The organism is Alterinioella nitratireducens (assembly GCF_013155465.1).
GTDB classification, from domain to species: Bacteria; Pseudomonadota; Alphaproteobacteria; order Rhodobacterales; family Rhodobacteraceae; genus Alterinioella; species Alterinioella nitratireducens.
The window spans coordinates 67,494-92,688 of sequence record NZ_JABJVX010000001.1 but is presented as its reverse complement, the minus strand read 5'-3'; the positions used below and the strand labels follow the sequence as shown (position 1 = coordinate 92,688).

At 65.4% G+C, this 25,195-nt stretch carries 25 protein-coding genes; 12 read left to right on the top strand and 13 right to left on the bottom strand.

Translation table 11 applies throughout. The annotated features are described in order from the left end of the window. Positions 1-2 precede the first annotated feature (2 nt). A complete protein-coding gene (locus HNS34_RS00415; RefSeq protein WP_172316897.1) occupies positions 3-593 on the bottom strand; it encodes a helix-turn-helix domain-containing protein in 591 nt (196 codons plus the stop codon). Position 594: 1 nt separating this feature from the next. Beyond that, complete coding sequence (locus HNS34_RS00410; protein ID WP_172316895.1) at positions 595-1,179, bottom strand: peroxidase-related enzyme; 585 nt, start codon at positions 1,177-1,179, stop codon at positions 595-597. Positions 1,180-1,465: 286 nt separating this feature from the next. Between HNS34_RS00410 and HNS34_RS00405 the strand changes: the two genes are divergently transcribed. Genes HNS34_RS00405 through HNS34_RS00390 form a run of 4 tightly spaced genes read left to right on the top strand, consistent with a single transcriptional unit; the run spans position 1,466 to position 4,881 of the window. Next, on the top strand, positions 1,466-2,212 hold the full coding sequence (locus HNS34_RS00405) for an amino acid ABC transporter ATP-binding protein (RefSeq protein WP_172316893.1): 747 nt from the start codon (positions 1,466-1,468) through the stop codon (positions 2,210-2,212). A 2-nt stretch (positions 2,213-2,214) separates the two neighbouring features. Then, on the top strand, positions 2,215-3,060 hold the full coding sequence (locus HNS34_RS00400; RefSeq protein ID WP_328700439.1) for an amino acid ABC transporter permease: 846 nt from the start codon (positions 2,215-2,217) through the stop codon (positions 3,058-3,060). Between the two features lie 44 nt (positions 3,061-3,104). Next, the gene (locus HNS34_RS00395; RefSeq protein WP_172316891.1) at positions 3,105-3,938 is read left to right on the top strand and encodes a transporter substrate-binding domain-containing protein; all 834 of its coding nucleotides are present in this window, start codon (positions 3,105-3,107) and stop codon (positions 3,936-3,938) included. A gap of 58 nt (positions 3,939-3,996) precedes the next feature. Then, positions 3,997-4,881, top strand: coding sequence for an amino acid ABC transporter permease (locus tag HNS34_RS00390; RefSeq protein WP_172316889.1), 885 nt, complete (start codon positions 3,997-3,999; stop codon positions 4,879-4,881). On the opposite strand, the gene HNS34_RS00385 is transcribed toward HNS34_RS00390, so the two are convergent. After that, positions 4,878-5,456, bottom strand: a complete 579-nt coding sequence (locus tag HNS34_RS00385; RefSeq protein ID WP_172316887.1) for a helix-turn-helix domain-containing protein — start codon at positions 5,454-5,456, stop codon at positions 4,878-4,880. The two genes, HNS34_RS00390 and HNS34_RS00385, sit on opposite strands and share 4 nt — an antisense overlap. Before the next feature lie 60 nt (positions 5,457-5,516). Here HNS34_RS00385 and HNS34_RS00380 point away from each other — a divergent pair, with 60 nt between their 5' ends. The 4 genes from HNS34_RS00380 to HNS34_RS00365 are packed head-to-tail and all read left to right on the top strand — an operon-like array spanning position 5,517 to position 10,339. Further along, positions 5,517-6,767: an FAD-dependent oxidoreductase gene (locus tag HNS34_RS00380; protein ID WP_172316885.1), complete on the top strand. Its 1,251-nt coding sequence runs from the start codon at positions 5,517-5,519 to the stop codon at positions 6,765-6,767. An 8-nt stretch (positions 6,768-6,775) separates the two neighbouring features. Further along, positions 6,776-7,027, top strand: coding sequence for a sarcosine oxidase subunit delta (locus tag HNS34_RS00375; protein ID WP_172316884.1), 252 nt, complete (start codon positions 6,776-6,778; stop codon positions 7,025-7,027). Further along, positions 7,020-9,851, top strand: coding sequence for a 2Fe-2S iron-sulfur cluster-binding protein (locus HNS34_RS00370; RefSeq protein WP_172316882.1), 2,832 nt, complete (start codon positions 7,020-7,022; stop codon positions 9,849-9,851). The genes HNS34_RS00375 and HNS34_RS00370 overlap by 8 nt, the downstream gene beginning before the upstream one ends. After that, positions 9,848-10,339 carry an aminomethyltransferase family protein gene (locus HNS34_RS00365; protein WP_172316880.1) on the top strand — a complete coding sequence of 164 codons (492 nt, stop codon included), beginning with the start codon at positions 9,848-9,850 and terminating at the stop codon, positions 10,337-10,339. The genes HNS34_RS00370 and HNS34_RS00365 overlap by 4 nt, the downstream gene beginning before the upstream one ends. Here HNS34_RS00365 and HNS34_RS00360 read toward each other — a convergent pair. The 3 genes from HNS34_RS00360 to HNS34_RS00350 form a co-directional block, all read right to left on the bottom strand. Then, complete coding sequence (locus tag HNS34_RS00360; RefSeq protein ID WP_172316879.1) at positions 10,329-10,640, bottom strand: non-heme iron oxygenase ferredoxin subunit; 312 nt, start codon at positions 10,638-10,640, stop codon at positions 10,329-10,331. The genes HNS34_RS00365 and HNS34_RS00360 overlap by 11 nt on opposite strands. Then, a complete protein-coding gene (locus HNS34_RS00355; RefSeq protein ID WP_172316877.1) occupies positions 10,637-11,575 on the bottom strand; it encodes a fatty acid desaturase family protein in 939 nt (312 codons plus the stop codon). Before HNS34_RS00355 ends, HNS34_RS00360 begins: the two co-directional genes overlap by 4 nt. Before the next feature lie 141 nt (positions 11,576-11,716). Further along, positions 11,717-12,829, bottom strand: a complete 1,113-nt coding sequence (locus HNS34_RS00350) for a hypothetical protein (protein WP_172316875.1) — start codon at positions 12,827-12,829, stop codon at positions 11,717-11,719. Positions 12,830-12,920: 91 nt separating this feature from the next. Here HNS34_RS00350 and HNS34_RS00345 point away from each other — a divergent pair, with 91 nt between their 5' ends. Together HNS34_RS00345 and HNS34_RS00340 are read left to right on the top strand one after the other, a co-directional pair. Continuing rightward, the gene (locus HNS34_RS00345) at positions 12,921-13,850 is read left to right on the top strand and encodes a LysR substrate-binding domain-containing protein (RefSeq protein ID WP_172316873.1); all 930 of its coding nucleotides are present in this window, start codon (positions 12,921-12,923) and stop codon (positions 13,848-13,850) included. Positions 13,851-13,950: 100 nt separating this feature from the next. Beyond that, positions 13,951-14,985, top strand: coding sequence for an aromatic ring-hydroxylating oxygenase subunit alpha (locus HNS34_RS00340; protein ID WP_172316871.1), 1,035 nt, complete (start codon positions 13,951-13,953; stop codon positions 14,983-14,985). A 35-nt stretch (positions 14,986-15,020) separates the two neighbouring features. Here the strand turns inward: HNS34_RS00340 and HNS34_RS00335 are convergent, their stop codons facing one another. Beyond that, positions 15,021-15,806: a phytanoyl-CoA dioxygenase family protein gene (locus tag HNS34_RS00335; protein WP_172316869.1), complete on the bottom strand. Its 786-nt coding sequence runs from the start codon at positions 15,804-15,806 to the stop codon at positions 15,021-15,023. Positions 15,807-16,028: 222 nt separating this feature from the next. Here HNS34_RS00335 and HNS34_RS00330 point away from each other — a divergent pair, with 222 nt between their 5' ends. Further along, positions 16,029-17,219 (top strand): cytochrome P450, encoded by a 1,191-nt coding sequence (locus HNS34_RS00330; protein WP_172316867.1) that lies wholly within the window; start codon positions 16,029-16,031, stop codon positions 17,217-17,219. On the opposite strand, the gene HNS34_RS00325 is transcribed toward HNS34_RS00330, so the two are convergent. The 6 genes from HNS34_RS00325 to HNS34_RS00300 form a co-directional block, all read right to left on the bottom strand. Continuing rightward, positions 17,193-18,083, bottom strand: coding sequence for a carbohydrate kinase family protein (locus tag HNS34_RS00325; protein ID WP_172316865.1), 891 nt, complete (start codon positions 18,081-18,083; stop codon positions 17,193-17,195). The two genes, HNS34_RS00330 and HNS34_RS00325, sit on opposite strands and share 27 nt — an antisense overlap. Beyond that, complete coding sequence (locus HNS34_RS00320; RefSeq protein ID WP_172316863.1) at positions 18,080-19,141, bottom strand: ABC transporter ATP-binding protein; 1,062 nt, start codon at positions 19,139-19,141, stop codon at positions 18,080-18,082. The genes HNS34_RS00325 and HNS34_RS00320 overlap by 4 nt, the downstream gene beginning before the upstream one ends. Then, complete coding sequence (argH, locus tag HNS34_RS00315; protein ID WP_172316861.1) at positions 19,141-20,631, bottom strand: argininosuccinate lyase; 1,491 nt, start codon at positions 20,629-20,631, stop codon at positions 19,141-19,143. Before argH ends, HNS34_RS00320 begins: the two co-directional genes overlap by 1 nt. A 136-nt stretch (positions 20,632-20,767) precedes the next feature. After that, entirely contained in the window at positions 20,768-21,649 is an 882-nt protein-coding gene (locus HNS34_RS00310) for a carbohydrate ABC transporter permease (RefSeq protein WP_172316859.1), read from the bottom strand. A gap of 1 nt (position 21,650) precedes the next feature. Next, a complete protein-coding gene (locus tag HNS34_RS00305) occupies positions 21,651-22,544 on the bottom strand; it encodes a carbohydrate ABC transporter permease (protein ID WP_172316857.1) in 894 nt (297 codons plus the stop codon). A gap of 78 nt (positions 22,545-22,622) precedes the next feature. Beyond that, the gene (locus HNS34_RS00300; protein WP_172316855.1) at positions 22,623-23,885 is read right to left on the bottom strand and encodes a sugar ABC transporter substrate-binding protein; all 1,263 of its coding nucleotides are present in this window, start codon (positions 23,883-23,885) and stop codon (positions 22,623-22,625) included. A 134-nt stretch (positions 23,886-24,019) separates the two neighbouring features. Between HNS34_RS00300 and HNS34_RS00295 the strand changes: the two genes are divergently transcribed. Beyond that, positions 24,020-25,189, top strand: a complete 1,170-nt coding sequence (locus HNS34_RS00295) for an ROK family transcriptional regulator (protein WP_172316853.1) — start codon at positions 24,020-24,022, stop codon at positions 25,187-25,189. Positions 25,190-25,195: the final 6 nt, after the last annotated feature.

Here is a 25,195-nt window from a genome sequence, read left to right as displayed (position 1 = left end):
TTTCAGGGGCGTTCGGCCTGCACGGTCAGGAATTCGAACTCGGGTGTGATCACCTCGACGAAGCCGTGGTTCAGCTCCGCATCGACGCTGAGGCTGTCGCCCGCGCGCAAGGTGAAGTGCTGCTTGCCATAGAGGTAGACCGCCTCGCCTGCCAGCGCCTGCACGAAAACGACACCGTGGCCGACATAGTTGGGCGGCGGGCCGCTGTCACGCAACAGAGTCACCCGGCGCGCCTGGAACCGCAGATCCTTGCGCGAATGCAGGGCCAGGTTGACATATTCATGGCGATGATTGTCGGTGATCCGGGTCGATTTCAGCCCCTCGCCACAACGCACCAGCGTGTAGTCGCTGTGTTGCGGGCGCGCCTCGCGGAAGAGCGTGGCAATCGGCACCTCCAGCGTGCGGGCCAGCGCCTCAAGCGTCGTGATCGAGGGCGAGACCAGCCCGTTCTCGATCCGGCTGACCATCGCCGCGGATATTCCCGCCCGTTCCGCCACCCAGCGCGCCGATTGGCCCCGGCTTTGCCGCAGGTCGCGCAGCGCGGCACCGATGCCGTCCTCGATGCGGGGGGGATGGGGCGCGGGCGCGGCCATCTCAGGGCTGGCCGCTGGCATAGTAGCCGACGACATCGCCATCGGTCCGGACGCCCAGCCCGTTCAGGAGCCGGTTGGCGTAGCAGAAATACCCGACGATCTGGTTGATCTCGAGGATCTCGCCATCGGTCCATCCGGCCTCGCGCAGGGCGGTGACATCGGTTTCGACCATCGTGCCGGGGTAGAGCGTCAGCTTTTCGGCATAGCGCAGCGCCGCCAGTTCCGCGCCCCTGAAGGCGTCATCGGGCTTATGCGCCTTGAGGGCGGATTCGATCCGGTCGGCGCGGACATCGTCGCCGATCAGGTGGCGCGCATTGGCCCAGTGATTGGCATAGGAATAGGCGCAGTCGTTCAGCGTCGAGACATAGGAGGCGATGACCTCCTGGAACCACATCGCCACGGTGTTGGTGTCGTCATGCAGGCAGGCGCGGTAGAGCGTGACATGCCCGTGCATGGTGGCAGGGCGCAGCGAATGGACGCGCATCACGTTATCGACCGTGCCATGCGGCGTGCGGGCGCGATCCAGCGCGGCCTCCAGCGCCGGGTCCGCGTCTTCATCGGGGATCATCTTAATCCAGGCTGACATCAACTCCTCCTTGATTCACCGCGCAAATGAGCCAAGTGGCCCCTTACCTACAGATTATTCTTGACGATTGTTGCGCGATACGCAAGTTTATTCAATGAGACGCAACACCCTTTAAGGGGGACAGGGCCTTGCACGACCCGCTGCCACGAGGAACCCGGACCCGGCCGCCCCTGGCGCAAAGGCCCCGCAGCCGCGCGTCACGGACCGGAAAAGCCTTTGCCGAATCCCCGATCTACTGCGCTAAATGGTGTCTCTCCACCCTCTTACGCCGCGAGATGGACCTTTCATGACCGACCGGACGCCGATCATCGAGGCCACCAATATGGACAAGTTCTACGGGGACTTCCATGCCCTCAAGGACGTCAATATCACGGTCCACAAGGGCGAGAAGATGGTCGTCTGCGGGCCGTCTGGCTCCGGCAAGTCGACGCTGATCCGCTGTTTCAACGGGCTGGAGTTTCACAATTCCGGCACGCTGGTGGTGGACGGGATCGAGGTTTACGAAGGTGCCAAGCAGATCCGTGCCTTGCGGCAGGAAGTTGGGATGGTGTTCCAGCAGTTCAACCTGTTCCCGCATCTCACGGTGCTGGAAAACCTGATGATCGGCCCGATGAAGGTGCGCGGGCTTGGCCGGACCAAGGCCGAGGAAACGGCGCGCAAATATCTTGACCGGGTGCATATCCCGGAACAGGCCGACAAGTATCCCTCCGCCCTGTCGGGCGGCCAGCAGCAGCGCGTGGCCATCGCCCGGTCGCTCTGCATGGAAACGCGGATCATGCTGTTCGACGAGCCCACATCGGCGCTGGACCCCGAGATGATCAACGAGGTTCTGGATGTGATGGTCGAGCTGGTCGATACCGGCATGACCATGGTCGTCGTCACGCATGAGATGGGCTTTGCCCGCAAGGTCGCCGACACGATGGTCTTCATGGAGGCGGGCCGGATCGTCGAAAGCTCGCCGCCCGAACAATTCTTCACCAACCCCTCCAGCGAACGGTGCCGCCTGTTCCTGGACCAGATCCTGGAGCATTGAGCGTGAGCGCCGCGCCGGACACCCATCAACCCAGGGGCGCGGCCCTGCGCCAGCCGCCCGCGATCCAGCGCTTCTTTGGCTCGACCATCGTTTCGGTGCTGATCTATGCCGCCGTGATGGCCGCGATCATCTATGGCTCGTTCACCGGCGCGCAGAACATGGGCTATAACTGGCAATGGCACCGGGTGCCGCAATTCCTGTGGACCTTCACCGATGACGGCATCGAGATGGGCGAGATGTTCTATGGGCTCGGCGTCACGATCCAGCTGTCGCTGACCGCCTTCGCGCTGGCCACGGCCATCGGCCTGCTGATCGCGCTTCTGCGCCTGTCCGGGCTAGTCGTGGGCTCGGCTGTCGCCATCGCCTTTCTGGAATTCATCCGCAACATCCCGCTTCTGGTGCTGCTCTACCTCTTCTACTACGTGCTCGGGCCGATCTTCGGGCTTGACCGCTACACCGCGTCGGTGCTGACGCTGGCGGTGTTCCATTCCGCGCTGATCTCGGAGATCCTGCGCGCGGGCATCAACGCGGTCGCCGTGGGCCAGTGGGAAGCCGCGAAATCCATCGGCATGACCACCGGGCAGACCTATCGCTATATCATCTTGCCGCAATCGGTGCGCTTCATGCTGCCGCCGATGACCGGCGAGGTCGTCCACCTGATCAAATCCTCGGCCATCGTCAGCGTCATCGCGGTGGCCGAGCTGACCACCATCGGGCGCAACATCATTTCCGACACGTTCATGAGCTTCGAGATCTGGTTCACCGTGGCGCTGGTCTACATGGCCGTGACCCTGATCCTGTCGGTGGGCGTGTCCTTCCTGGAGAAAAGATACGCGGTCGACCAGTAACCAGAAACCAGACCAAGAAACCTGCCAACAAGGAGAGAGACGACATGACATTGACACGCAGAGTATTCGGGGCCGCCCTGGGCGCGGTCGCCGCCATGGGCCTCGCCCTGCCCGCCAGCGCGCAAAGCGCGACGCAGGCCCTGTCCAGCGAAAGCGTCATCGAAAGCATCCAGGAGGAGGGCGTGATCCGCATCGGCCTGTCGCTCTTCGTGCCGTGGTCGATGCGCGACGTGAACGGCGAGCTGATCGGCTTCGAGCTGGATGTGGGCCGTCAACTGGCCGCGGATATGGGCGTCGAGGTCGAGTTCGTGCCGACCTCCTGGGACGGCATCATCCCCGCGCTTCTGGGCGGCAATTTCGACGTCATCATTTCCGGCATGTCGGTCACGCCGGCCCGGAACCTGACGGTGAACTTCACCGACCCCTACGCCTTCTCGGGCCTGGCGATCCTGGCCAATACGGAAATGACCGAGGGCATGAGCCTGGAGGATTACAACTCGCCCGACGTGATCTTTGCCGCCCGTCGCGGGGCCACGCCCGCCACGGTCATCGCGCGGCAATTCCCCGAGGCGCAGCTGCTGCTGTTCGACGAGGACGGCGCATCGGCGCAGGAAGTGCTGAACGGCAACGCCCACGCCACGATGGCCTCGCAGCCGACCCCGAACCGGGAGGCGAACCGCTACCCGGACGTCCTGACGGTGCCCTTCGATGAGCTCTACGATCCGCGCGGCGAGGCGTTTGCCTTGCGCAAGGGCGACCCCGATGCGCTGAACTTCTTCAACAACTGGATCGCGCAGCAATGGCGCTCGGGCTGGTTGCAGGAGCGCCATGATTACTGGTTCGCCGGTGACGAATGGGCAGACCAGGTCGCGCAGTAATCACCAAGACGGGGGGCGGGCCGCCGCCCCCTGATCAACCCGAAAGGCCAGCCCGCCCGTGACCAGCTTCCTCCGCAAACTGAAATGGCCCGACTACCTGATCCTGGCCGTGCTGATCGGGTTTTTCGGCTATATCTGGTTCACTATCGAGGGCACGCTGAACTATGCGTGGCGCTGGCACCTGATCCCCTCCTATATCGTCGGCTGGCATACGGGGCGCGAGGAATGGTTCGCCAATATCCTGCTGCGCGGCCTTGTCGCCACCATCCGCATCTCGATCTATGCCAGCGTGCTGGCGCTGATCCTGGGCACCATCCTGGGCATCGCGCGCTGTTCGACCAACCTGACCGTGCGGATGCTGGCGCGCACCTACCTGGAGCTTCTGCGCAACATCCCGCCCGTCGTGGTGGTCTTCATCTTCTTCTTCTTCCTCAGCCAGCAACTGATCGACGTCCTGAACCTCGAACGGTGGGCGCGCGGCATCGCGCGGCAGGAAAACAACGGCGTGTGGGAGTTCTTCTTCGGCGAGATGCGCCGCTTTCCCTCGCTCGTCTCGGGCGTCATCGTGCTGGCCTTGTTCGAGAGCGCCTTTGTCGGCGAGATCGTGCGCGCCGGCATCCAGTCGATCCCGCGCGGCCAGCGCGAGGCGGCGAAATCCATCGGCATGAGCCGGATGCAGGAGATGCGCTATATCGTGCTGCCGCAGGCGATGAAGCGGGTGATCCCGCCGCTCGCCAACCAGTTCATCACGCTGATCAAGGACAGCTCGATCATCTCGCTGATCTCGGTCTACGAGCTGACCTTCGCCACGGTGCAGCTTGTCGCCTCGTCGCGGCTGATCTTCGAAGCCTGGATCACCACGGCGGGCTTCTACTTCATCGTCTGTTTCGGCCTCAGCCGGTTGTTCGCCCGGCTGGAGCGCGGCAAGAAACGCGCCAGCTAGGCGGGCCTTGACGACACGGTGACGAAACGCACCCGGTCGCTGAGGATCTCCGCGAAGCCATGCGCCAGCTTGGCATCGAAGCTGAGCGTATCGCCCGGTCCCAGATCGAATATATCCCCGCCGCAGCGATAGCGCGCCTGCCCCTCCAGAAGGTGAATGAAGACGTGGCCCTCATGCTGATAGGTCGGCAGCCGCCCCGCCTGATCCCGCGCGATGGTGATCTCGGCCGCCTCGAACCGGCCGCCCGGTGATCCGTGCTTGCCGAGCAGCAGGTAATCATGCGCGTGGCCCTCGGTGATCCGGCGCGAGGGCAAGCCCCCGCCCGCCTTGACATGATGCACATCGGCGGGGGTGTCGCTGGCCGCCAGCAGCGCCATCACCGGCACCTGCAAGGCGCCCGCCAGCGCGGCAAGCGTCGAGAGCGACGGGGAGACCTGCCCCTTCTCGATCCGGCTGATCATAGGCGGCGAGACCCCGGCGCCCTCGGCCAGCGCGGTCACGGTCAAGCCCCGTTCACCGCGCAGCCGGTTCAGGGCGCGGCCCACGGCGATGTCGATCTCGGATTTCTCGGCCATGGCCTGCCTCACAGGGAATCACTTGACGCGTCTTTACTGAAAGTAAAACATATAACCATCATGCAAGACTACTCCCTTCTCTCCCTGCTCCGCCACGGGCTGAACAAACACCAGGGCTGGACCCGCGCCTGGCGCGCGCCGCCCTTGAAGCCTCGCTATGAGGTGGTGATCATCGGCGCGGGCGGGCATGGGCTGGCCACTGCCTATTACCTGGCCAAGGAGCACGGGATCACAGACGTCGCGGTGCTGGAACGCGGCTGGCTTGGCGGTGGCAATATCGCGCGCAATACCGTCACCATCCGGTCGAACTACATGCGCGATGCCTCGATCCCGTTCTACGTGAAATCGGTGGAACTCTATGAGGGTCTGACCAAGGCGCTGAACTTCAACATGATGCACTCCAAGCGCAGCATGGTCGATGTCGTCCAGACCTGGGGCAAGATGCGGGAGCTGCGCCGCCGTCAACTGGTGATGGATATCTACGGCTCCACCTATCAGCCGATCTCGACCGAGGAGGTCCGCCGCCGCATCCCCGCCCTGACGGGGGGCGGGCCCGATGCGCGCCTGCCGATCCTGGGCGGCATGGTCCATACCGACGCCGCCGTGAACCGCCATGACGCGGTCGCCTGGGGCTATGCCCGCGCCGCCGACGCGATGGGGGTCGAGATCCAGCAACAGACGCCGGTGCTATCGCTGATCCGGGGGCCGGATGGCAAGATCGAGGGGGTCGAGACCAATCGCGGCACCGTGCGCGCGGGCAAGGTCGTGGTCGCCGTCTCGGGCCATACCACGACGATCACCGAAACCGCCGGGCTGCGCCTGCCCCTGCGCACGATGAACCTGACGGCCTTCGTCTCGGAGCCGGTCAAGCCGCTGGTCGACGTGATCGTGAACTGCCCCGATAGCGGCTTCTACTTCAGCCAGTCCGACAAGGGCGAGATGGTCATCGGCGGCGCACCCGATCCCGGCCAGAGCTTTCGCCGCGACATCAAGCAAAACGTGTTCGAGGATACCGTGACCGCGATGCTGTCGCTTTTCCCGTCCTTCAAGCGGCTGAAACTGATGCGGCAATGGGGCGGGCACCTGGACATCGCGCAGGATGCCTCGCCGATCATGGATGAGACCGACATTCCCGGCCTTTTCGTCACCGCCGGTTGGTGGGGCGGCTACAAGGCCATTCCTGCGGGCGGCCTCACGCTGGCGCATCTGGTCGCCACCGGACGCCCGCATCCCCTGATGGCCGATTTCACGCTGAAACGCTTCCGTCACCTCGACTATGTGATGGAAACCGGCACCACAACGGCGAGGTAACGCAGTCCATGATGCTGATCCCCTGCCCCTTCTGCGGGCCGCGCAACGAGAGCGAATTCGCCTATGGCGGCCCGGTCAAACCCGACCGCCCCGACCCAAATGCCGTGACGGATGCACAATGGGTCGATTACCTGATGCAGGTGCCCAACCCGCTCGGGCCGGTCCATGAACGCTGGCACCACGCGCGCGGTTGTGGGGTTTGGCTGACGATCTGGCGCGACACGCGCACGCATGACATCACAGAGGCGCCGGATGCGTAACCGATTGCCCGATGGCGGCCGCATCGACCGCACGCGCCGCATCTCCTTCACCTTCAACGGACGCAGCCTGTCGGGGTTTCATGGCGACACGCTGGCCTCGGCGCTATTGGCCAACGGCATCCGCCTGACCGCGCGCAGTTTCAAATACCACCGCCCGCGCGGCATCGTCGGATCGGGCGTCGAGGAGCCCGGCACGCTGGTGGAACTGGAAGGCCGCGACGCCTCGGCCAACCGCCCCGCCACCACGGTGCCCTTGCGCGACGGGCTCAAGGCGCGCTCGGTCAATTGCTGGCCCTCGCCCGCGTTCGACCTTGGCGCGATGACGCAGATCGCCGCGCGCTTCCTGCCCGCGGGCTTCTATTACAAGACGTTCAAATGGCCGAACTGGCATCTATATGAGCCGTCGATCCGCCGTGCCGCGGGGTTGGCGGGCGCACCCGCCGCGCCGCCCGAAGGCCGGTTCGAGGCGCGCTTTGCCCATGCCGACCTGCTGGTCGTCGGGGCCGGGCCCGCAGGCCTGCGCGCCGCACTGGAGGCGGGCCGCGACGGTGCGCGGGTGATGCTGGTCGATGAGGGGATCGAGCCGGGCGGCAGCCTGCTCAACCGGCGGCTGGAGGTGGACGGAAAACCGGCGCTGGACTGGGTGGCGGAGACCGTCTCGGAGCTTGCCGCCCTGCCCAATGTCACCCATCTGCAAGACGCGACCGCCTGGGCCTATCGCGAGCACAATTACCTGATGGTGAACGAAAGCAGCCCCGGCCATGGCCTTCTGGAACGCAGCTGGCGCATCCGCGCGGCTCGCGTGATCCTTGCCACCGGCGCGATCGAGCGCACACTTGTCTTCGGCAATAACGACCGCCCCGGCGTGATGCTGGCCTCGGCCGCGCAGGCCTATGTGAACCGCTATGCCGTGACGCCGGGGCGCCGCGCGGTGATCTTCACCAATAACAGCAGCGCCTATGCCGTCGCCGCCGATCTGGCCGCAGCGGGCATCACGGTCGCCGCCATCATCGACAGCCGCGCCGAGGTGCCGCAGGAGACCCGCGAGTTTGTCCCCGGTATCGAGATCCTGCCCGCCCATGTTGTCACGCGGGCGCGCGGTCATCGTCGCTTGCGCGTCGTCGAGGTCGCACCTATCCAGGGCGGCCCCACCCGGCGCATCCAATGCGACCTTCTGGCCCAATCCGGCGGCTGGAACCCGGCGGTGCATCTCTGGTCGCAATCGCGCGGCACCCTGCGCTATGACGAGAAAATCGCCAGCTTCCTCCCCGACGCGCCTGTGCAATCCGTCCGTGCCATCGGTGCTGCGGCGGGCGACCTGACCCTGCCGGGCGAGGCCCCCTACAAGGTCCAGCCCCTGTGGCGTGTCGAAGCCGCCAAGGGCAAGGCGTTTCTCGATATCCAGAATGACGTGACCGTCGATGACGTGCACCTGGCCCTGCGCGAGGGCTATGGCAATGTGGAACATGTCAAGCGCTATACCACGGGCGGCATGGGCATCGACCAGGGCAAGACCGGCAATATCAACATCATCGGCACCGTGGCCCTGCAACAGGGCGCGCGGATGGAGGAGGTTGGCACCACCACGTTTCGCTCGCCCTATACGCCGGTCTCCTTCGGGGCCATCGCGGGGCAACGCGACGGCCCGGTCACCCTGCCCTATCGCCACACGCCCCTGACCGATTGGAACAAGGCCCGGGGCGCGGTGATGTATGAGGCCGGCGCGCGCTGGCAGCGGCCTGGCTATTTCCCGCGTCCCGACGAGAGCTTTCAGGACAGCGTCAACCGCGAGGCCCGCGTGGTGCGTGAAGGCGTCGGAATCTATGACGGATCGCCGCTTGGCACGTTCGAGATCAAAGGCCGCGATGTGGGCCGCTTCCTCGACCATCTCTACACCAACATCATGTCGGGGCTGCAACCGGGGCGCGGGCGCTACGGGCTGATGCTGACCGATGACGGGCTGATCTTCGACGATGGCGTCGTGTTGCGCCTGTCGGAGCATCGCTGGATCGTCTCGGCCTCCACCGGCCACGCGGCGGCGGTTCAGTCCCATATGGAGGAACTGGCGCAGACCCAATTCCCCGACTGGCAGATCTTCCTCACCGATGTGACCAGCCAATGGGCCAATGCCACGGTTTGCGGCCCGAAGGCGCGCGAGGTGATGATGGCGCTCGGCGGCGATATCGACCTCACGCGCAAGGCGCTGCCCTTCATGGGGTTCGCAGACGGCACCGTCGCGGGCCTGCCCGCCCGTGTCGTGCGCGTCAGCTTCACCGGCGAACTCTCGTTCGAGATCAACGTCGCCCCGCGCCACCTGCCCGAATTGTGGGAAAAGATCATGGCGGCAGGCGCATCCCACGGCATCCAGCCCGTCGGCTCCGAGGCCAACCACGTCTTGCGCGTCGAAAAGGCGTTCCTGTCGCTGGCGCATGAGGTCGACGGCACGGTCGATCCGCATGACCTGGGCCTGGGATGGGCGATGTCGAAGAAGAAGGCCGACTATATCGGCAAACGCTCGATCGCGCTGCGACGCGCGGGCGGGGCAGTGCGCCGCGAACTGGTGGGGTTCCTGCCCGAACCCGACCGCCAGGTGCCCGAGGGCGCGCCGCTGACACCGGGGGGCAAGACCCGCGCGACCGAGGGGCTGGTCACCGCCTGCGTCTGGAGCGTCGTGCAGGACCGCTGGATCGGCCTCGCGCTTTTGGAGAACGGCGCGTCACAGCATGGGGAAATGGCACATGTGCGGGTCAAGGACGAGGTTCTGCCGGTGCGCATCACCGCCCCCATCCATTACGATCCCGAGGGCGAAAGGCTGCGCGCATGAGCTATGATGTGGCGATCACGGACGGTCCAGTGCGCGCGATCTTCGACCTCAAGGGGCCGCAAGCCGCGCTGGCGGATTGGGCGGGCGACACCCTGCCCGGCTTTCCCGATGCTCCGAACCGACGGGTGCGGGAAGACGGCAAGACCCTCGCCCATATCGGCCCCGATCACTGGCTGCTGATCGCCGACCTGACCCGCGAGGAGGCCCTGACCGATGCCCTCAAACCCGCCGACGCGCCGCCCGAGATCAGCATCGTGCGGGTCTCGGATGTCTATGCCTGGGTCCGCATCACCGGCCCCGATGCCGCGCATGTCACCGCCACCGGCTGCCCGCTGGACCTTGAAACCTTCCCCGATGACGGGGCCGACTTCACCGAATTCTTCACCCAGAAGGCCCTGATCACGCGCGGCGGGCACGGCTTCGAGGTCGCCATCGACCGCAGCTATGCCCCCTGGATTACCGAGATGCTGGCCCGGATCACGCCCTGACCTGCACCATGCCGTCCCGCACGCGGGCCTCGAAGACCTTCATCGGGCGTGTCGCAGGCGCGGATACCGCCCGCCCGTCGCGCACATCGAACGCGCCCTGATGCAGCGGGCATTCGATGACATGGCCGTCGAAATACCCGTCACACAGGTCCGCACCGCCGTGATTGCACAAAGCCAGCGATACATGCACCCCCGAAGGCGTGTCGTAGACGGCCAGCTTGCGGGGCCCCAGATCCACCCGCGTGACCCAGTTCTCCTCAAGCTCCGTGACCGCGATCAGGTCGCGCCAGTCCCGGCTCATGCCTGCCTCGCGAAGATCTGGCGCAGGATGTCGCGATGCGCGCCGAGATAGCCGCCCTTCTCGACGAAGATGTGATCGCGCAGCTTCTCATGCAGCACGGGCAGGCGGTGGAACGGCACCGAGGCGACATAGTGATGCTCGGCGTGATAGTTCATGTTCCAGCACAGGAACCGCAATGGCAGCGACACCAGGCTGGTGCGCGTGTTCTCGTGCATCTGCGGCACCGTGGGGCGGCCCACATGTTCCGTCATGCGGATGAAGCGCATCACCGGTTCACCAAGCAGAAGCGGAATGAACCAGAGCCAGATCAGCCCCCACCAGCCCGTCAGCGCCATGCCCAGGATCACAGCCGCATAGAAGCCCAACATCATCCGCGCGTCGCGGTAGACGGCGGCGTGCTCGACCTTGGGGATGAAGCCCTTTTCCGTCTCGGAAAGCCGCCCCATCGCGTGGCGGAACACCTCGGTGAACTTGGTTTTCCAATATGGCAGCGCCGAGAGATACAGCAGATATTGCCAGATCGTTTCCGGCATCGGCACCTGTTCGGGATCCTGCCCCGTCACCTGCGTATAGGTGTGGTGATCGCAATGCTCGTAGCGAAAGAACCGGTGCGGAAGCAGGATGATATAGCCACAGACCTGCCCCACCAGGTCGTTCAGCCAGCGGGTGCGAAAGACCGTGTAATGCACGCATTCATGTTGCAGCGAGAAATGATGCACCAGCACCACGCCCTGCACGAACATCGCGGGCCAGATCAGCCAGCTGTTCCAGGCCAGCACCACCAGCGTCGTGGTCGTGGCCAGCAGCAGAAGCCAGAGCGCCAGATGCACCAGCCCCGGTCCGTTCGACCGCTGCATGAGCTCTTTCAACTCGGCGCGGGTCAGTTTCCCCTCGGCCAAAGCCTGCGTCAGAGGCGTGACAATCGCGTTTGTCATGTGAAGTCTCGTGAATTTGTGCTGGCGGGGGCGATCAGCCCTTCCAGGACCAGCGACCGGAGACGGGAGTGCTCCGCACCATGAGGGCACGCTCATCTGCGCCCTCATTGAGGTCTGATTAGCAAGTATCAGGCGATTCGATCAAGCCGTGGCCAACATCTGCGGCGCGGGATCGGGGCGAAAGCCGATATCGCGGGCGGGATGGGCAAAGAGGGCGGCGGCACAGGGGTATTGCGCCAGGATCGCCGCGCCACCCGGCAGGCGTTCGGCATGAAACACGCCGCGATCCCAGAAGGTCACGCCGTCGATCACGATGGTCGGATCGACGATGTTCCAGCTGATCTCGCCCGGCGCATAGGCCCCGCAGGTGTGAAAATGCAGGATGCGCGGATTGCCGAAAGCCGCGCCGCCCCATTTCTCGTAATTCTCGCGCATGTCCCAGGGAAAGCCGCAGCCGGGGTGGATGCCCGCGTGCCAGGAATGGATGAAGTTGCGGTCGATCCCGAATTTTTCCGACACCCGGTCGTAATGCGCATTGGCGCGGGCGACGTCGCTGGCCCCGCCCTCGAACCCGGTCAGGCGGCCTTGTTCAAACCGGGCGAAGACCTGCGCGTCGAACTCGACATTATAGTCGTCGTAATAGCGTGACCCGGTGCCGGTCAGGAACCCCGCCAGCGCGGCGCGGCCCGAGAACGTGTAGGCCGGGACCGGCGTGAAGACCGACATCGGAAAGCGCAGGATCGAGGTGTCGCCATCGGCCTCGAGGTTCATCTCGGGCCGACCGGTGATGTCGGTGCCTGCGGGGCAGGTCAGCCGGACATGGGTGGCGCGGTCCAGCACGCCGTTCACCGCGTCCTTGATCTCCAGGAACGCGTCGTGATGCCCATTGGCGAAGCCCGAGCCGAAAAGCTCGCGGTTCAGCGCGAAGCTGACGATGATCTTCTTGCCCTGCGGCATCTCGGAAAAGCGCAGCTGATCGCCGAGACGCGCCAGGAACAGCACGATATCGGCGGCCTCGAAGCGGTGCAGCAGATGCGCGGGCAAATGCGGGTTGTCGGGGTTGAAACCGACATCGACCGTATCGACATGCAGGCCAAGCCCCTCAGCCGCCGCTGCCACGCATGGCACGGCGTCTGCGTCGAAATAGCCGTAGCCGGGCGGCTCATAGGCAATCAGCAGCCGCTCACCGGGCTTGGCCTCGGCACAGTTGAGCAGCAGGTTGCGCGCGCCGCGTTCGGGCGTCATGTCGGTCATGGTCGTTCCTATCCTTGCGCCCGCCAGACTACCGCGCCGGTTGCATCACGACTATTTGAAACCTGTAATGGTTGGCATTAGACTGGCTAATATGATCCTCAACCTCCCCTTCTCCGCCCTGCGCGCCTTCGAGGCCGTCGTCCGCCAGGGCGGGTTTTCCGCCGCCGCCGATGAACTGGGCGTCAGCCAGAGCGCCATCAGCCAGCATGTGAAGGCGCTTGAGGAATGGCTGGGGCAAGACCTGCTGGTGCGCGGCGCGCGCGGCTCCTCGCCGACGCGCGAGGGCGAGGAACTGGCCCAGGCCATCGCCGCCGGTCTTGGCCGCATCTCGGATGTCTGCGCCCGGCTGCGCGACCGCACCCGCGCCGACAAGACCATTGTGATCAGTTGCTTGCCGGGCTTTGCCTTCACCTGGCTGTTCCCGCGCCTGTTGCGCTTCGACCTGGCCCATCCCGACCTCTCGATCTCCGTTGCGACCGATACCGGGCAGGTGCCGTTCTCTGCCGTCGATGCCGATATCGGGATTCGCTACGGCCTTGGCCAGCACCCCGATGCGGAGGTCGATCTGCTGCTGAACGAGCGGCTCTTTCCCGTTTGCGCCCCCGCCCTTCTCAGCCGCCCGCATCCGCTGCGCCGCATCGAGGATCTGGCCCATCACACGCTGCTGGAGAATGAAACCCTGACCTTCGGCGACAAGAACCCGACCTGGAGCTACTGGGCTGCCAGGGTCGGCGTGAGCCTGCCTGTGGGCGCGCGCTCGCGCCGGTTCGGGCAGGCCAACATGGTCACGCAAGCCGCGATCGAGGGCGTCGGCGTGGCACTTGGGCGCGAACCGTTGGTCATCGACGCGCTCTGTGATGGACGCCTCGTGCGGCCCTTCCCGCAGATCACGGATTCGCCCTTGTCCTACTGGCTTGTCCGCCGCAAGGGCGGCGATGACAGCCCCAAGATCCGCGAGTTCCTGGCCTGGATCAAATCCGAGGCCGAGACGCAGCCCGAGATCCCCGGCCCCGTTTCCTGATTAGCCAGCCTAATGCCACGCATAACCGATCCGGCATGGCGTTGGGCGGCGCATCGGCGCATACTCGGCGCAACCGGAACAAGAGGGGCGAGGCTTGCGGATGTTTCTGAGGAATTGCTGGTATGTCGCGGCGTGGAGCAAGGATGTGGGCCGCGAATTGCAGGCCGAGACCTTCCTGGGCGAGAATATCGTGTTCTACCGGCAGGAGGATGGCACGCCCGTCGCGCTGGAAAACGCCTGCCCGCATCGCAAGCTGCCGCTCTCGGATGGCAACCTGATCGGCGACACGGTCGAATGCGGCTATCACGGGCTCAAGTTCGACTGCACCGGCATCTGTATCGACAGCCCCACGCAGCGCGGCATGACCCCGCGCCGCGCGGTGGTGAAATCCTACCCCGTCGTGGACCGCTACCGCCTGCTCTGGATCTGGATGGGCGACCCCGCGCTGGCCGATCCCGACACGATCTTCGAGGTCGAGAATTACGACGATCCCACCTGGGGCCTCACCGATGGCGGGGTGATGGATGTCGATTGCAACTACCTCTGGGTCTGCGACAACCTGCTCGATCCCAGCCATGTCGCCTGGGTCCATGTCACCAGCTTCGCCGGCGCGGGCACGGATGAGGAACCGCTGGATGTGAACAAGACCGACCGTGGCGTGATCGTCTCGCGGTGGATCTTCGGGCAACCGCCCTCGCCCTATTACGCCAGGCTGGTGCGCTTCGAGGGCATGTGCGACCGGCTGCAACATTACGAGATGTGCCGCCCCGCCATCGGCCTCAACAAATCGGTCTACACGCCGGTCGGAACCGGTGGCTATGACAGCGCGCCGGTCGATGAGACCTTCACCAACATCTCCTACAATTTCATGACGCCGATCACCGAGGACAAGACGCGCTATTTCTGGTTCCAGCACCGCAGCGACCATGCCGGGGACGAGGACATCTCGCGCTACATGAATGACGGCGCGCGGATGGCGTTTCTGGAAGACAAGGCGATCCTGGAAAAGGTCCATGTGGGCATGAAACACGCGGTCACGCCGCATATCGACCTTGGCCTCGACAAGGGGGCCAAGCTGTTCCGGCAGGGACTCGACCGCGCCATCCAGGCGGAGGCGACCGAGACCGTGGTGTGAAGATGGGCCGGAGGTCCGCCGCCGGCCCGCCCCTGTCATGCCCCGTGGATCACCGGAAACCGCCCGCCGCGAAACGGCGCGCCGGGGGCGAGGCTGTCATCATGCAGCCATTCAGTGACGGAATCGCGCGGCTCATAGGTGGCCCCCTCCACCGCGAACCGGATCGCATAGCCGCGCCTGCGCCGGGTCGTGGTCCGGTTGCCCATCGCCGAATGCACCGTCATGCCGTCGAAGGCCAGCGCATCGCCGGGGTTCATATGCGCGAAATGCAGCATGTCATACCGGTCCCGGTCGGCCTCGAAATCGGGCATGTCGATATAGTCGGGGTTGCCCTCTTCCATGTAATGCAGGAACGCGCCCTTCTGATCGGTCTTGAAGGGCCGGTATTTCGCCCCCCAGGCGTGGCTGCCGCGCACGAATTCCAGCGCGCCGTTGTCGGGGTCCACCTCGTCCAGCGCGATCCACATCGTCATGATCGGCCCCGCGACCGGCCAATAAGGCTGATCCGTGTGCCAGCCGGTCTGGGTCTTGGTGTCCGGCTCCTTCACGAAAAGCTGGTCATAGATCAGCGAGGTCCAGGGCGAGCCCGCAACCTCCGCGACCCGCGCGCCGATATCCGAGGTCAGGCAGTAATCCTGGAAGGTTCCGGGCCTCTCGCGCATGTTCTTGTAGGCGAAATACCTCTCGCCGCGCTTGATTTCCTCGTCCACCGCCGCGCGCAGCTTTTCCAGCCAGTCGGGCGTCAGGACGTTTTGCAAGAGGACGACGCCATCGCGCGCGTATGCCTCCTGCACCGGGGTCGGTGTCGTTCGGTCTTTCATGGTCATTCTCCTGTTGTCTGATCGGGTGAAGGATCAGAAGCCGGGAGAGCTGCGGCAATTGACGATGAAACAGGGCCAGGACGACCGGGCCGACCACGATCCGGTCAGGCGTCTGTGGAATTGCTGGACACGGGTCGGCATGGCTGCCCCTTCCTGACAGGATGACTTTGCCAGCGCACCGCGATTATGTCTATTCTTTTACGGACAGCAGGAGGGCCGTTCATGCAGACCATCGAAGACTTGCCCGAACTGGATTTTGACAGCGCTGACTACCAGCGCGCGCCGTTCGAAACACTGGCCGGGTGGGCCCGGAACTGGCAGGTGGCGCGCAGCGCGCGGGGGGTGGAAATCCTCGATTACGACCTCTGCCGCCAGGCCATCCTCGACCGCCAGCTTGGCACCGGGCATCCCAAGCTGATGAACGTGCTTGGCCTGCCCGAGGGCCGCCCGCTGGACTACAAGCGCAACTCGATCTCGTTTCACAATCGCGGGCCAAGACGGCGCGACCTGCGCCTGCCCGTCACCCGCCTGATGGGGCCGGAGGGGACCGAGCGGTTTCGCGGCGACATCGAAAAGGTGGTCGACCGGGTGATCGACGCCATCCCGCGCGACCAATCGGTCGACCTGATCGGCGCGCTCTGCGACCCCACCCCGTCTGCCGTCTATTGCTACTGGATCGGCGCACCCTTCGAGGAGGCCGCCTTCGTCGCCCGCACCTCGCATTCGGTGCAGAAGGTCCATACCCGAAACCCCGCGCACCGGCAGGAGATTCTCGACGCCTTCGAGGCGCTGATAGATTTCGTCGATGCCCGCATCGCGGACCGCCGCGCCAGCCCCGCCGATGATCTTCTGTCAGACCTGATCGCCGCCGAGAAGGCCGGACATCTGGACGCCGACGACCTGCGCAACTGGGTCATCAAGCTGGCCGAGGCCAATACCGACAATTCCTCGCACCAGATCGGCATCGCGGTGATCGAGCTTGCCACCCGGCCCGGGATCTGGGCGCGCCTGCACCGTGATCCAGCGCTGGTCCCCGCCGCCGTGCGTGAGGTCATGCGCTACCGCCCGCGCAGCATTTCCACGTCGCGCGAGGCGATGGAGGATATGCAGATCGCGGATGTCGCCATCCCACGCGGCACGCCGGTCTTCGCCAATATCGGGGCCACGCATTGGGACGGGCGCTACTACGCCAACCCGGAGCGGTTCGATATCGACCGGACCGAGGAACCGCCGCACCTGAATTTCGGCGGCGGCATCTTTTCGTGCATCGGGCGCTACGCGGTGACGATGGAGGTGGAGCAGGTCATCACCCGCCTTGCCCGCGACTTTCCCGACCTGACGGTCGAGGATTACGGCTACACCCATTCGCCGATGTTCACGCTGGTCTCACACCTGACGGCGCGCCTGACCTGAGATCCCCGTCTCGGGCAGGCGCAAATCCGGCAGCGCGCCCGCCCCGCCGATCCGGCCCACGGCGATGGACCCGCAGCGATTGGCCTGGGCCAGCGCCTCGGCCATCTCCGCCCCGTCGAGCCAGGCGGCCAGAAAGCCCGCGTTGAACGCATCGCCCGCGCCGGTGGTATCCACTGGCGTCGTGGGGATCGCCGCCGCCTCGATCCGCGCGCCCTCCGCGCCGATCAGCGTCGCGCCCTCCGCCCCGCGCTTGATGACGCTCATCAGGCGCGGCGCGACCGCGATGCCGCTTGCCGCCAGCGCCTCCATTTCCGCCGCGTTCGGCAGGAAGATGTCGACCGAGGCGATCACCTCCGCCGTCCCGGGATCCGCCAGCGCGCGAGCGTCCCAACTGCAATCGAGCGAGACCGACATGGCCCGCGCCCGCGCCCTGGCAATCAATTCGGGATGCTCCAGCGCCGTGGTCAGTTCGCCGATATGCAGGTGCCTTGCGGGTGGCAGGTCAGCCCCCGCAAGCGCCGCGCCGACGCGCCGGGTGATGAAGCTCCGGTCGCCGCCCCGGGCCAGCGCCACCGTGATCTGCGGATCGCCCGCACCGGCCGCGCTGCAATGCGAGCGCACCCGGTTCTGCGCCATCTCGCGCGTCACGCAATCGGCGAACGGGGGCGCGGGCAACACCCCCATCAGCCCCGCCTGCCCCCCGAGCGCCGACAGATAGGCCGCCGTGATATAGGCCCCGCCGCCAGCCCGCAGCGCCAGCGCTTCCGCGAAGACCTCGCGCCCCGGTTCGGGCGGACCGTCGAGGCCGGAAAACACCAGGTCGCAATAGATGCGGCCCGCACAGATGACGGTCTGCCCGCTCACGCGATCACCGCGCCCGTCTCGGCATCGAAGACGTGCATCTGCGCGGGATCGGCGCTCAGGCGCACATGATCCCCGGCCTTGGGCGGGTTGCGTCCCGGCCCCGTGGCGATGATCTCGCGCCCCGCCAATGTCACGTAGAGCAGCGTCTCCGCGCCCAGCGGCTCGGCCACCGATACCTCGCCCTCAAAGAGCGTATCGCCCTCCGTTGCCAGGTGCAGATCCTCGGGCCGCACGCCCAACTTGACCGCGCGCCCCTCGGCCACCTTGACCTGCGTCAGAGGCACCGACCCGCCGCCCGTCAGCGAAACAGCGCCGTCTTCGACCGTCCCCTCCAGGAGGTTCATCGACGGCGCGCCGATGAATTGCGCAACGAAGGTGTTGGCGGGCTTGTGATAGACTTCGTCGGGCGTGCCGACCTGCTGGATATGGCCGTCCTTCATGATCACGATCCGGTCGGCCATGGTCATGGCTTCGACCTGGTCATGGGTGACAAAAATGATCGTGTTGCCGACGCGGCGGTGCAGTTTCTTGATCTCCAGCCGCATCTGGGTGCGCAATTGCGCGTCAAGGTTGCTGAGCGGCTCATCAAAGAGGAACACCGCCGGATCGCGCACCATGGCACGCCCGATGGCGACCCTCTGGCGCTGCCCGCCACTGAGCTGCGCGGGCTTGCGCGCCAGCAGATCGGTCATGCCCAGGATACCCGCCACCTCGTCGATGCGGGCCTCCTTCTCGGGTTTCGACAGCTTCGACGACCGCAGCCCAAAGCCGATATTCTTGCGCACCGTCATATGCGGATAGATCGCGTAATTCTGGAACACCATGGCGATGTCGCGTTCCTTGGGCTCCAGGTTGTTGACCACCCGGCCCCCGATCTCGATCTCGCCCGAGGTCACCTCCTCCAGCCCCGCGATCATCCTGAGCGTGGTGGACTTGCCGCAGCCGGACGGGCCGACAAAGACGACAAACTCCCCATCGGCCACATCGAGGTTGATCGAGTGCAGCACTTGCGTCTTGTCATAGCTCTTGACCAGGTTGCGCAGGGCGAGGTCGGACATCAGGCGGGCTCCGTCAATTGGGTAAAGGCTGTGGTCAGCGCGGTTTCGGCATCTCGGCGGCGGGTCTGGATGGCGGCCAGATCGGCGCGCAACCCGTCCAGCCCGGCGGCATATCCCTCAAGTGCGGCATTCATCGGCGCGGGCGCGGGCCCGCCGAACCGGTCGCGCCGGGCGATGAAGCCGTCAAGCGAGGTGGCCTGCGCGAATTCCTCCTCGGAGAGGCCCGGATCGCGCCCCGTCTCGGCCCGGAAGGCGGCGGCGAAATCGCCGTATCCCGCCCCCAGGGTGCAGCCCTCGGCGATGACAGCCCGCGCCGTTTTCGCCGCGACCTCATGCGCCTGCCGGAAAGACAGCCCCTCAACCCGGACCAGCGTATCGGCCAGTTCCGTGACGGTGACGCAGGCCGCATCGGCATTGGCGCGCACCCGGCCCTCGTCGATCCTGCACGCGGGCAGGAACGCGGTCAGCAGCGCGATGACCCGCCCGCCCGAGGCAAAGGCGTCATAGCCCGCCGCCTGCACCTCGCCCTCGCTATCGTTCATGTCGGTGAAGGGCGTGTTGTGCATCGTGCCCAGCATCGTCTCGCACCGCCCCACGGTGACGCTGGCCAGGTGGCGCATATGCTCGATCGGCACCGGGTTGCGCTTTTGCGGCATGATCGAGCTGATCTGGACCAGCGAATTGGGCACATGCAGCTGGCCAACCTCGAAGGCGGACCAGAAGGCCATGTCCTGGATCACCCGGCCCAGATGCAGGAAGGGCAGTTTCAGGGCCGAATAAAGCCCGGTGATGTAATCGACCGAGGCGATGCAGCCATAGGAGTTCTGTTTCGGCGCGGCAAAGCCCAAAAGCTCCGCGACCCGCGCCCGGTCGATGGGAAAGCCCGAGGTGGTGATCGCGGCGGCCCCCATCGGGCAGAGATCCAGCGCGCCCGCCTCCCGCGCCAACCGCGCGATGTCAGAGAGCAGCACCTCGATTGCGGCGGCAAGGTAATGGCCGAAGGTCGACGGTTGCGCCGGCTGGCCATGGGTATAGGCGACGATGGCGGTATCGCGGTCTTCCCGCGCCTTCGCGATCAGCGCCTCGGCCAGGCCCGTCATCCCCTCCAGCATCGCCGCGACGCGGGTCTGCAAGGTCAGCTTGAACACGGTATGATCCATGTCGTTGCGCGAGCGCGCGGTGTGCAGCATGCCGCCCAGATCCGGCCCCAGGCGCCGCTTCAACTCGGCCTCGACATAGAAGAAATAATCCTCGTGCTCGCCGGTATAGCTGAGCGTCTCGAGATCGGTCTCCGCCTCGATGTCGCGCAGCGCGCCCGCGATCCGGCCGCTTTCCGTCGCGCCCAGAATGCCGGTCTCGGTCAGCATCACCAGATGTGCCCGGTTGATCGCCGCCATGTGCCCTGCGAAATGGGTCTTCACCCCCTCGAAGAGCGGCGCCAGAACCGTGTCGCGATAGGTCGGGTCGGGGAAGGTGGAACTGTCGGTCATTCTCTTGCACCGATAGCGCCCGCGGCAGGGGTCGGATTCGAGTATTTGGACCAAGAAGATGAGGCAATTTTAGTCGAATTTTCCGCATCTTCTTGGCAAAAATACTCACGGCGGAACGGTGGATCCTGGCGCACAATCATCCCTTGAGACCTGCCATCGCCACGCCCTGGATGATGAAACGCTGGAAGATCAGGAACACGATCAGTGTCGGCAGGGTCGAGATCGCCGCCCCCGTCATGATCAGCTCCCATTGCACATCGGCCTCGTCCCCGAACGAGGACAGCCCCACCGGCAGCGTGTAGAGCGCGGCGTCGGTGGTCACAATGAGCGGCCACAGGAACGCCGTCCAGTTGCCCAGGAAGACGAAGATCGCCAAGGCCGCCAGCGCCGGCTTGACCATCGGCAGCGCGACCGACCAGTAGATCTGGAACTCGTTCAGCCCGTCGATGCGCGCGGCCTCGATGAAATCGTCCGGCACGGTCTGGAAGAATTGCCGCATCAGGAAGACGCCGAAGGCGGTCATCAGGCCGGGGAACATGATGCCCCAATAGCTGTCCAGCCAGCCGAAGCTCTGGCTCATGATATACCACGGGATCACCAGCATCTCGGTCGGGATCATCAGCGTCGACAGGATCGCGATGAAGACGATCTGGCGCCCGCGAAACGTGAATTTGCACAGCGTGTAGCCGACGAGGCTGTCGAAGAAGAGGTTCGAGACCGTGGTCAGCACCGCGATGATCAGCGAGTTGATGAACCAGCCGAAGAAACGGCCATCTTCGAGCACATAGGCGTAGTTCTCCAGATGCGGCTCCTCGGGGATGAGGCCCACATTATAGACCTCATACGGCCATTTCAGCGAGGTGGACAGCATGTAGGCGATCGGCATGATCATCGCGATGCCGCCCGCGAAGAGCAAGAGCCAGCGGATCGTCTGGCCGAGGCTTCGGCGCTGCTTGGCGCGGGTGCCCTCCAGCAGGGCGGCGGAGGTGGCGCGGATCTGGGTGTCGGTGGCGGTCATCTCAGCTGTCCCTCAGGATGCGCAGCTGGATCAGGCTCACGACCAGCAGGATCAGGAACAGAACCACCGTCTGCGCCGCGGCATAGCCCATGTCGAAGCTGCGGAACGCGGTCTCGTAGATCATCAGGACCAGCGGTTTGGTCGAGTTGAGCGGCCCGCCGGGATTGTTCGTGGTCATGTTGAAGACATGGTCGAAGATGCGCAAGAACCCGATCGAGGAGAAGACGACGATGAAGACGATGGTGGGCCGCAGAAGCGGGATCGTGATCTCCCACAGCACCGTCCATTTCGACACGCCGTCGATCTCGGCGGCCTCGTAATAGCTGCGCGGGATGGCGCGCAAACCGGCCATGAAGATGATCACCTGGAACCCCAGTCCGGCCCAGACGGCGGGCGCCAGGATCGACGGCAGCGCGTTGGTGGTGGAATTCAGGAACTCCACCTGCCCAATGCCGACCGAGGCCAGCATGTTGTTGAACAGGCCGATGGGCACGCCCTGGTAGAACCAGCGCCAGACCCAGGCCATGGCCACGGCGGAGGTCATGAAAGGCAGGAAATAGAGCGCCCGCAGGAAGCCATGCGCAAAGCGGACCTTGTCGAGGTGATAGGCGATGAAAAAGCTGATCACCAGGCTGATGGGCGTGCCGATCAGCAGGTATTTGAACGTGTTCCAGAACACCTGCCAGAACACCGGATCGCTGAACAGCACCCGGTAATTGGCCAGCCCCGCCCATTCGCGGTCACCCAGCAGGTTCCAGCTCTGGAAACTCAGCACCATCGCGTTGCCGGTTGGGTAGAACCGGATCACCACGTAGAAGATGATGGGCACGGCCAGGAAACCCCAGGCCCAGAGGGTGCGTTTTTGGCGAATGGAGAGGGCGCGGTAGAAGGACATCGGGTCTGGCCTGACGAGGTCTGCGGGGAATGTGTCCGGCCCGCCGGGGACGTGGCGGGCCGGGGAAGTTGTCTGCCGTTACTCGCCGTAATAGGCGTCGAGCAAGTCCTGCTCGGCCGCGGCGGCCTGGGCCAGGCTTTCCGCCGGATCCTGGCCTTGCAGGTTGATGCGCTCCAGCATCTCGACCAGGATCTGCCGCTGCGCGGATTCATCGGCGAAGATGGTGGTGTTGGCGTATTCCAGGCCACGGATGAAGGGGCCGTAGACGGGATGCTCGGCGTTCTCGTCGATCATGCCGACCGATTCGCGCGCGGGCAGTTCGCCGACCGTGTCCAGCCAGATCTGCATCGCCTCGGGCGAGGTGATGTAATCCATGAACAGGACCGCCGCGTCATATTCTTCGCCCTCGGCGCGGCTGGTGATCGCGTTCACCCAGTAGGAGGAATAGTTCGACCGCGTGCCATCGGGCCCTGCCGGCAGTTCCGTCACGCCCCAATCCAGGCCGCGCGTGCCTTCCAGCGCGCCGATGCGGAACGAGCCGTCGATATGCATGCCCGCGCGTCCGGCGCGGAAGGCGGCCTGCGGCTCGTCCATGAAGCCCGCATCCGTCACGCCATGCTCGGCCGAGAGGCCATGGTAGAAGTTGAGCGCCGCAAGCCCGGCCTCGGAATCGTAAGCCACGTTGCGGTAGCCGTCGGTGTAGGGTTCCCCGCCGAACTGGCGCACCAGAACCTCGCGCCACCAATGGTGGTCCTGCGCGGTCATGCCCGAGGTCAGGCCCACCTGGGTGATGTTGCCCGCGCCATCGCGTTCGGTCAGGGCGGCCGCGATCTCGACCATTTCATCCAGCGTCTCGGGCGGACCGTCGATGTCGGCGGCCTCGAAGAGGCGGTTGTTGTAGAAGAGCGCCAGGCTGCGCACCGCGGTCGGCAGCGCGTAATACTGGCCGTCACGTTCCATGGCCTGCACCATCGGGAAGAATTCCGCGTTGATCTCGTCGGGCGGGAAGGCCTCGACCGGCAGCGGCTGGATCAGCTCGGCCTCGATATAGTCATTCAGCCAGCCATAGAAGAGCTGCACCACATCCGGGCCTTCGCCCGCCGGGATCGCAACGGCGGTCCGGGTGCGGTAATCGGCATAGGGGAAGGTCGTCATGTTGACGGTGATGTCGGGGTTCGCGGCCTCGAAGTTTTCGATCAGCTGCTCCATCGCGGTGACGCGGGCTTCGAAGAAATACTGCCAGTATTCAATGGTCACTTGGGCCTGCGCGGGGGCGGCGGCGATCATCGCGGCGGTGCTGAGTGTGGCCCCAAGGGCGGCGTGGCGGAGGTTCCGTATCATGGTGGTCTAGGCTCCCTGTCTGGTGGTGGCCGGTGATGGCCCACTCGCCCTCTCGTGTCTCCTCGGGGCGCGAATCCAAAATTAACTCAATCAAGTTGAATTAACAAGCGCCCTGCGGTAGCTCTGATTTCACCATGAGTCTGATCCCCCCGCCCCCTGCCGGGTCGAACGCCCTGCGCAGCCGCGCCTATAACCGGTCGCTGGTGCTGCGCCATGTCCGCGCCACCGGGGCCAGCGGGCGGGCGCAGATCGCGCGCGAAAGCGGGCTGTCGACGCAGGCCGTCAGCAATATCATCGCAGACCTGGTCGCCGAGGGCTGGCTGGTCGAGGCCGGGAAACTCAGCCAGGGCCGGGGCCTGCCCGCGATGCAATACGCGCTGGATGCGCGCGCGGGGCTGGCGCTCGGCGTCGAGGTGCGGCCCGAGGCGCTACTGGTCGCGATCAGCGATCTGGACGGGCGGATCCTCTTCTCGCACCGCGACCGGCTGACCGATGCCGCCCCTGCGACGGTTTGCGAAAAACTGCGTCAGATCAAGGAGATGGCGGTGGCCGAAACCGGGGCCGATAGGCTCATCGGTGCGGGTGTCGTGATGCCGGGGCCGTTCGGGGTGACGGGCCTCTCGGGGGCCGCCTCCGACCTGCCGGGTTGGGCCGAGGAGGACGCGTTGGCGCGTCTGGCCCAGGCGCTCGACCTGCCCGTCATCATCGAGAACGACGCCAGCGCGGCGGCCATGGCCGAGATGGTCTCGGGCCACGGCCAGGGGCTTGGCAGTTTCGCCTGCCTCTATTTCGGCACCGGCATCGGGCTTGGCGTGATCGCCGAGCGCAGCCTGTTGCGCGGCGCGCGCGGCAATGCCGGTGAGATCGGCCAGATCGCGGTTCCCCATCGCGGGCAATTCGTGGCGCTGGAACAGATCGCCAGCCGCTTCGCCCTGCGCGACCGGCTGGCCGCGACCGGCGAAGAGGCCGAAACCTCCGCCGCGTTGGAGGCGCTGTTTCTTGCGCGGAACCCGGTGCTGATGGACTGGCTGGAGGATGCAGGCCAGGCCCTCTCGCACGCCGTCCTGACCGTCGAAAACCTCTACGATCCCGACACTGTCATCGCGGGCGGCGCCCTGCCCGAGCCGCTTCTCAAGGCGCTTCTGGCCCGCGTGGCCCTGTCCGACCGGTCCGTCGCCAACCGCCCCGGTCGCGCCCATCCGCGCCTCATTTGCGGCACCTGCGGGCCCCTCACCGCCACGCAAGGCGCCGCCGCGCTCATTATCAACCACGCCTTCACCCCGCGCATGGCCGCGGAGATCTGACCCCCC

Coding starts and splice junctions, on each gene's coding strand:
- HNS34_RS00415 (WP_172316897.1), bottom strand. CDS start 593: ATGGCCGCGCCCGCGCCCCATCCCCCCCGCATCGAGGACGGCATCGGT.
- HNS34_RS00410 (WP_172316895.1), bottom strand. CDS start 1,179: ATGTCAGCCTGGATTAAGATGATCCCCGATGAAGACGCGGACCCGGCG.
- HNS34_RS00405 (WP_172316893.1), top strand. CDS start 1,466: ATGACCGACCGGACGCCGATCATCGAGGCCACCAATATGGACAAGTTC.
- HNS34_RS00395 (WP_172316891.1), top strand. CDS start 3,105: ATGACATTGACACGCAGAGTATTCGGGGCCGCCCTGGGCGCGGTCGCC.
- HNS34_RS00385 (WP_172316887.1), bottom strand. CDS start 5,456: ATGGCCGAGAAATCCGAGATCGACATCGCCGTGGGCCGCGCCCTGAAC.
- HNS34_RS00380 (WP_172316885.1), top strand. CDS start 5,517: ATGCAAGACTACTCCCTTCTCTCCCTGCTCCGCCACGGGCTGAACAAA.
- HNS34_RS00375 (WP_172316884.1), top strand. CDS start 6,776: ATGATGCTGATCCCCTGCCCCTTCTGCGGGCCGCGCAACGAGAGCGAA.
- HNS34_RS00370 (WP_172316882.1), top strand. CDS start 7,020: ATGCGTAACCGATTGCCCGATGGCGGCCGCATCGACCGCACGCGCCGC.
- HNS34_RS00365 (WP_172316880.1), top strand. CDS start 9,848: ATGAGCTATGATGTGGCGATCACGGACGGTCCAGTGCGCGCGATCTTC.
- HNS34_RS00360 (WP_172316879.1), bottom strand. CDS start 10,640: ATGAGCCGGGACTGGCGCGACCTGATCGCGGTCACGGAGCTTGAGGAG.
- HNS34_RS00355 (WP_172316877.1), bottom strand. CDS start 11,575: ATGACAAACGCGATTGTCACGCCTCTGACGCAGGCTTTGGCCGAGGGG.
- HNS34_RS00350 (WP_172316875.1), bottom strand. CDS start 12,829: ATGACCGACATGACGCCCGAACGCGGCGCGCGCAACCTGCTGCTCAAC.
- HNS34_RS00345 (WP_172316873.1), top strand. CDS start 12,921: ATGATCCTCAACCTCCCCTTCTCCGCCCTGCGCGCCTTCGAGGCCGTC.
- HNS34_RS00340 (WP_172316871.1), top strand. CDS start 13,951: ATGTTTCTGAGGAATTGCTGGTATGTCGCGGCGTGGAGCAAGGATGTG.
- HNS34_RS00335 (WP_172316869.1), bottom strand. CDS start 15,806: ATGAAAGACCGAACGACACCGACCCCGGTGCAGGAGGCATACGCGCGC.
- HNS34_RS00330 (WP_172316867.1), top strand. CDS start 16,029: ATGCAGACCATCGAAGACTTGCCCGAACTGGATTTTGACAGCGCTGAC.
- HNS34_RS00320 (WP_172316863.1), bottom strand. CDS start 19,141: ATGTCCGACCTCGCCCTGCGCAACCTGGTCAAGAGCTATGACAAGACG.
- argH (WP_172316861.1), bottom strand. CDS start 20,631: ATGACCGACAGTTCCACCTTCCCCGACCCGACCTATCGCGACACGGTT.
- HNS34_RS00310 (WP_172316859.1), bottom strand. CDS start 21,649: ATGACCGCCACCGACACCCAGATCCGCGCCACCTCCGCCGCCCTGCTG.
- HNS34_RS00305 (WP_172316857.1), bottom strand. CDS start 22,544: ATGTCCTTCTACCGCGCCCTCTCCATTCGCCAAAAACGCACCCTCTGG.
- HNS34_RS00300 (WP_172316855.1), bottom strand. CDS start 23,885: ATGATACGGAACCTCCGCCACGCCGCCCTTGGGGCCACACTCAGCACC.
- HNS34_RS00295 (WP_172316853.1), top strand. CDS start 24,020: ATGAGTCTGATCCCCCCGCCCCCTGCCGGGTCGAACGCCCTGCGCAGC.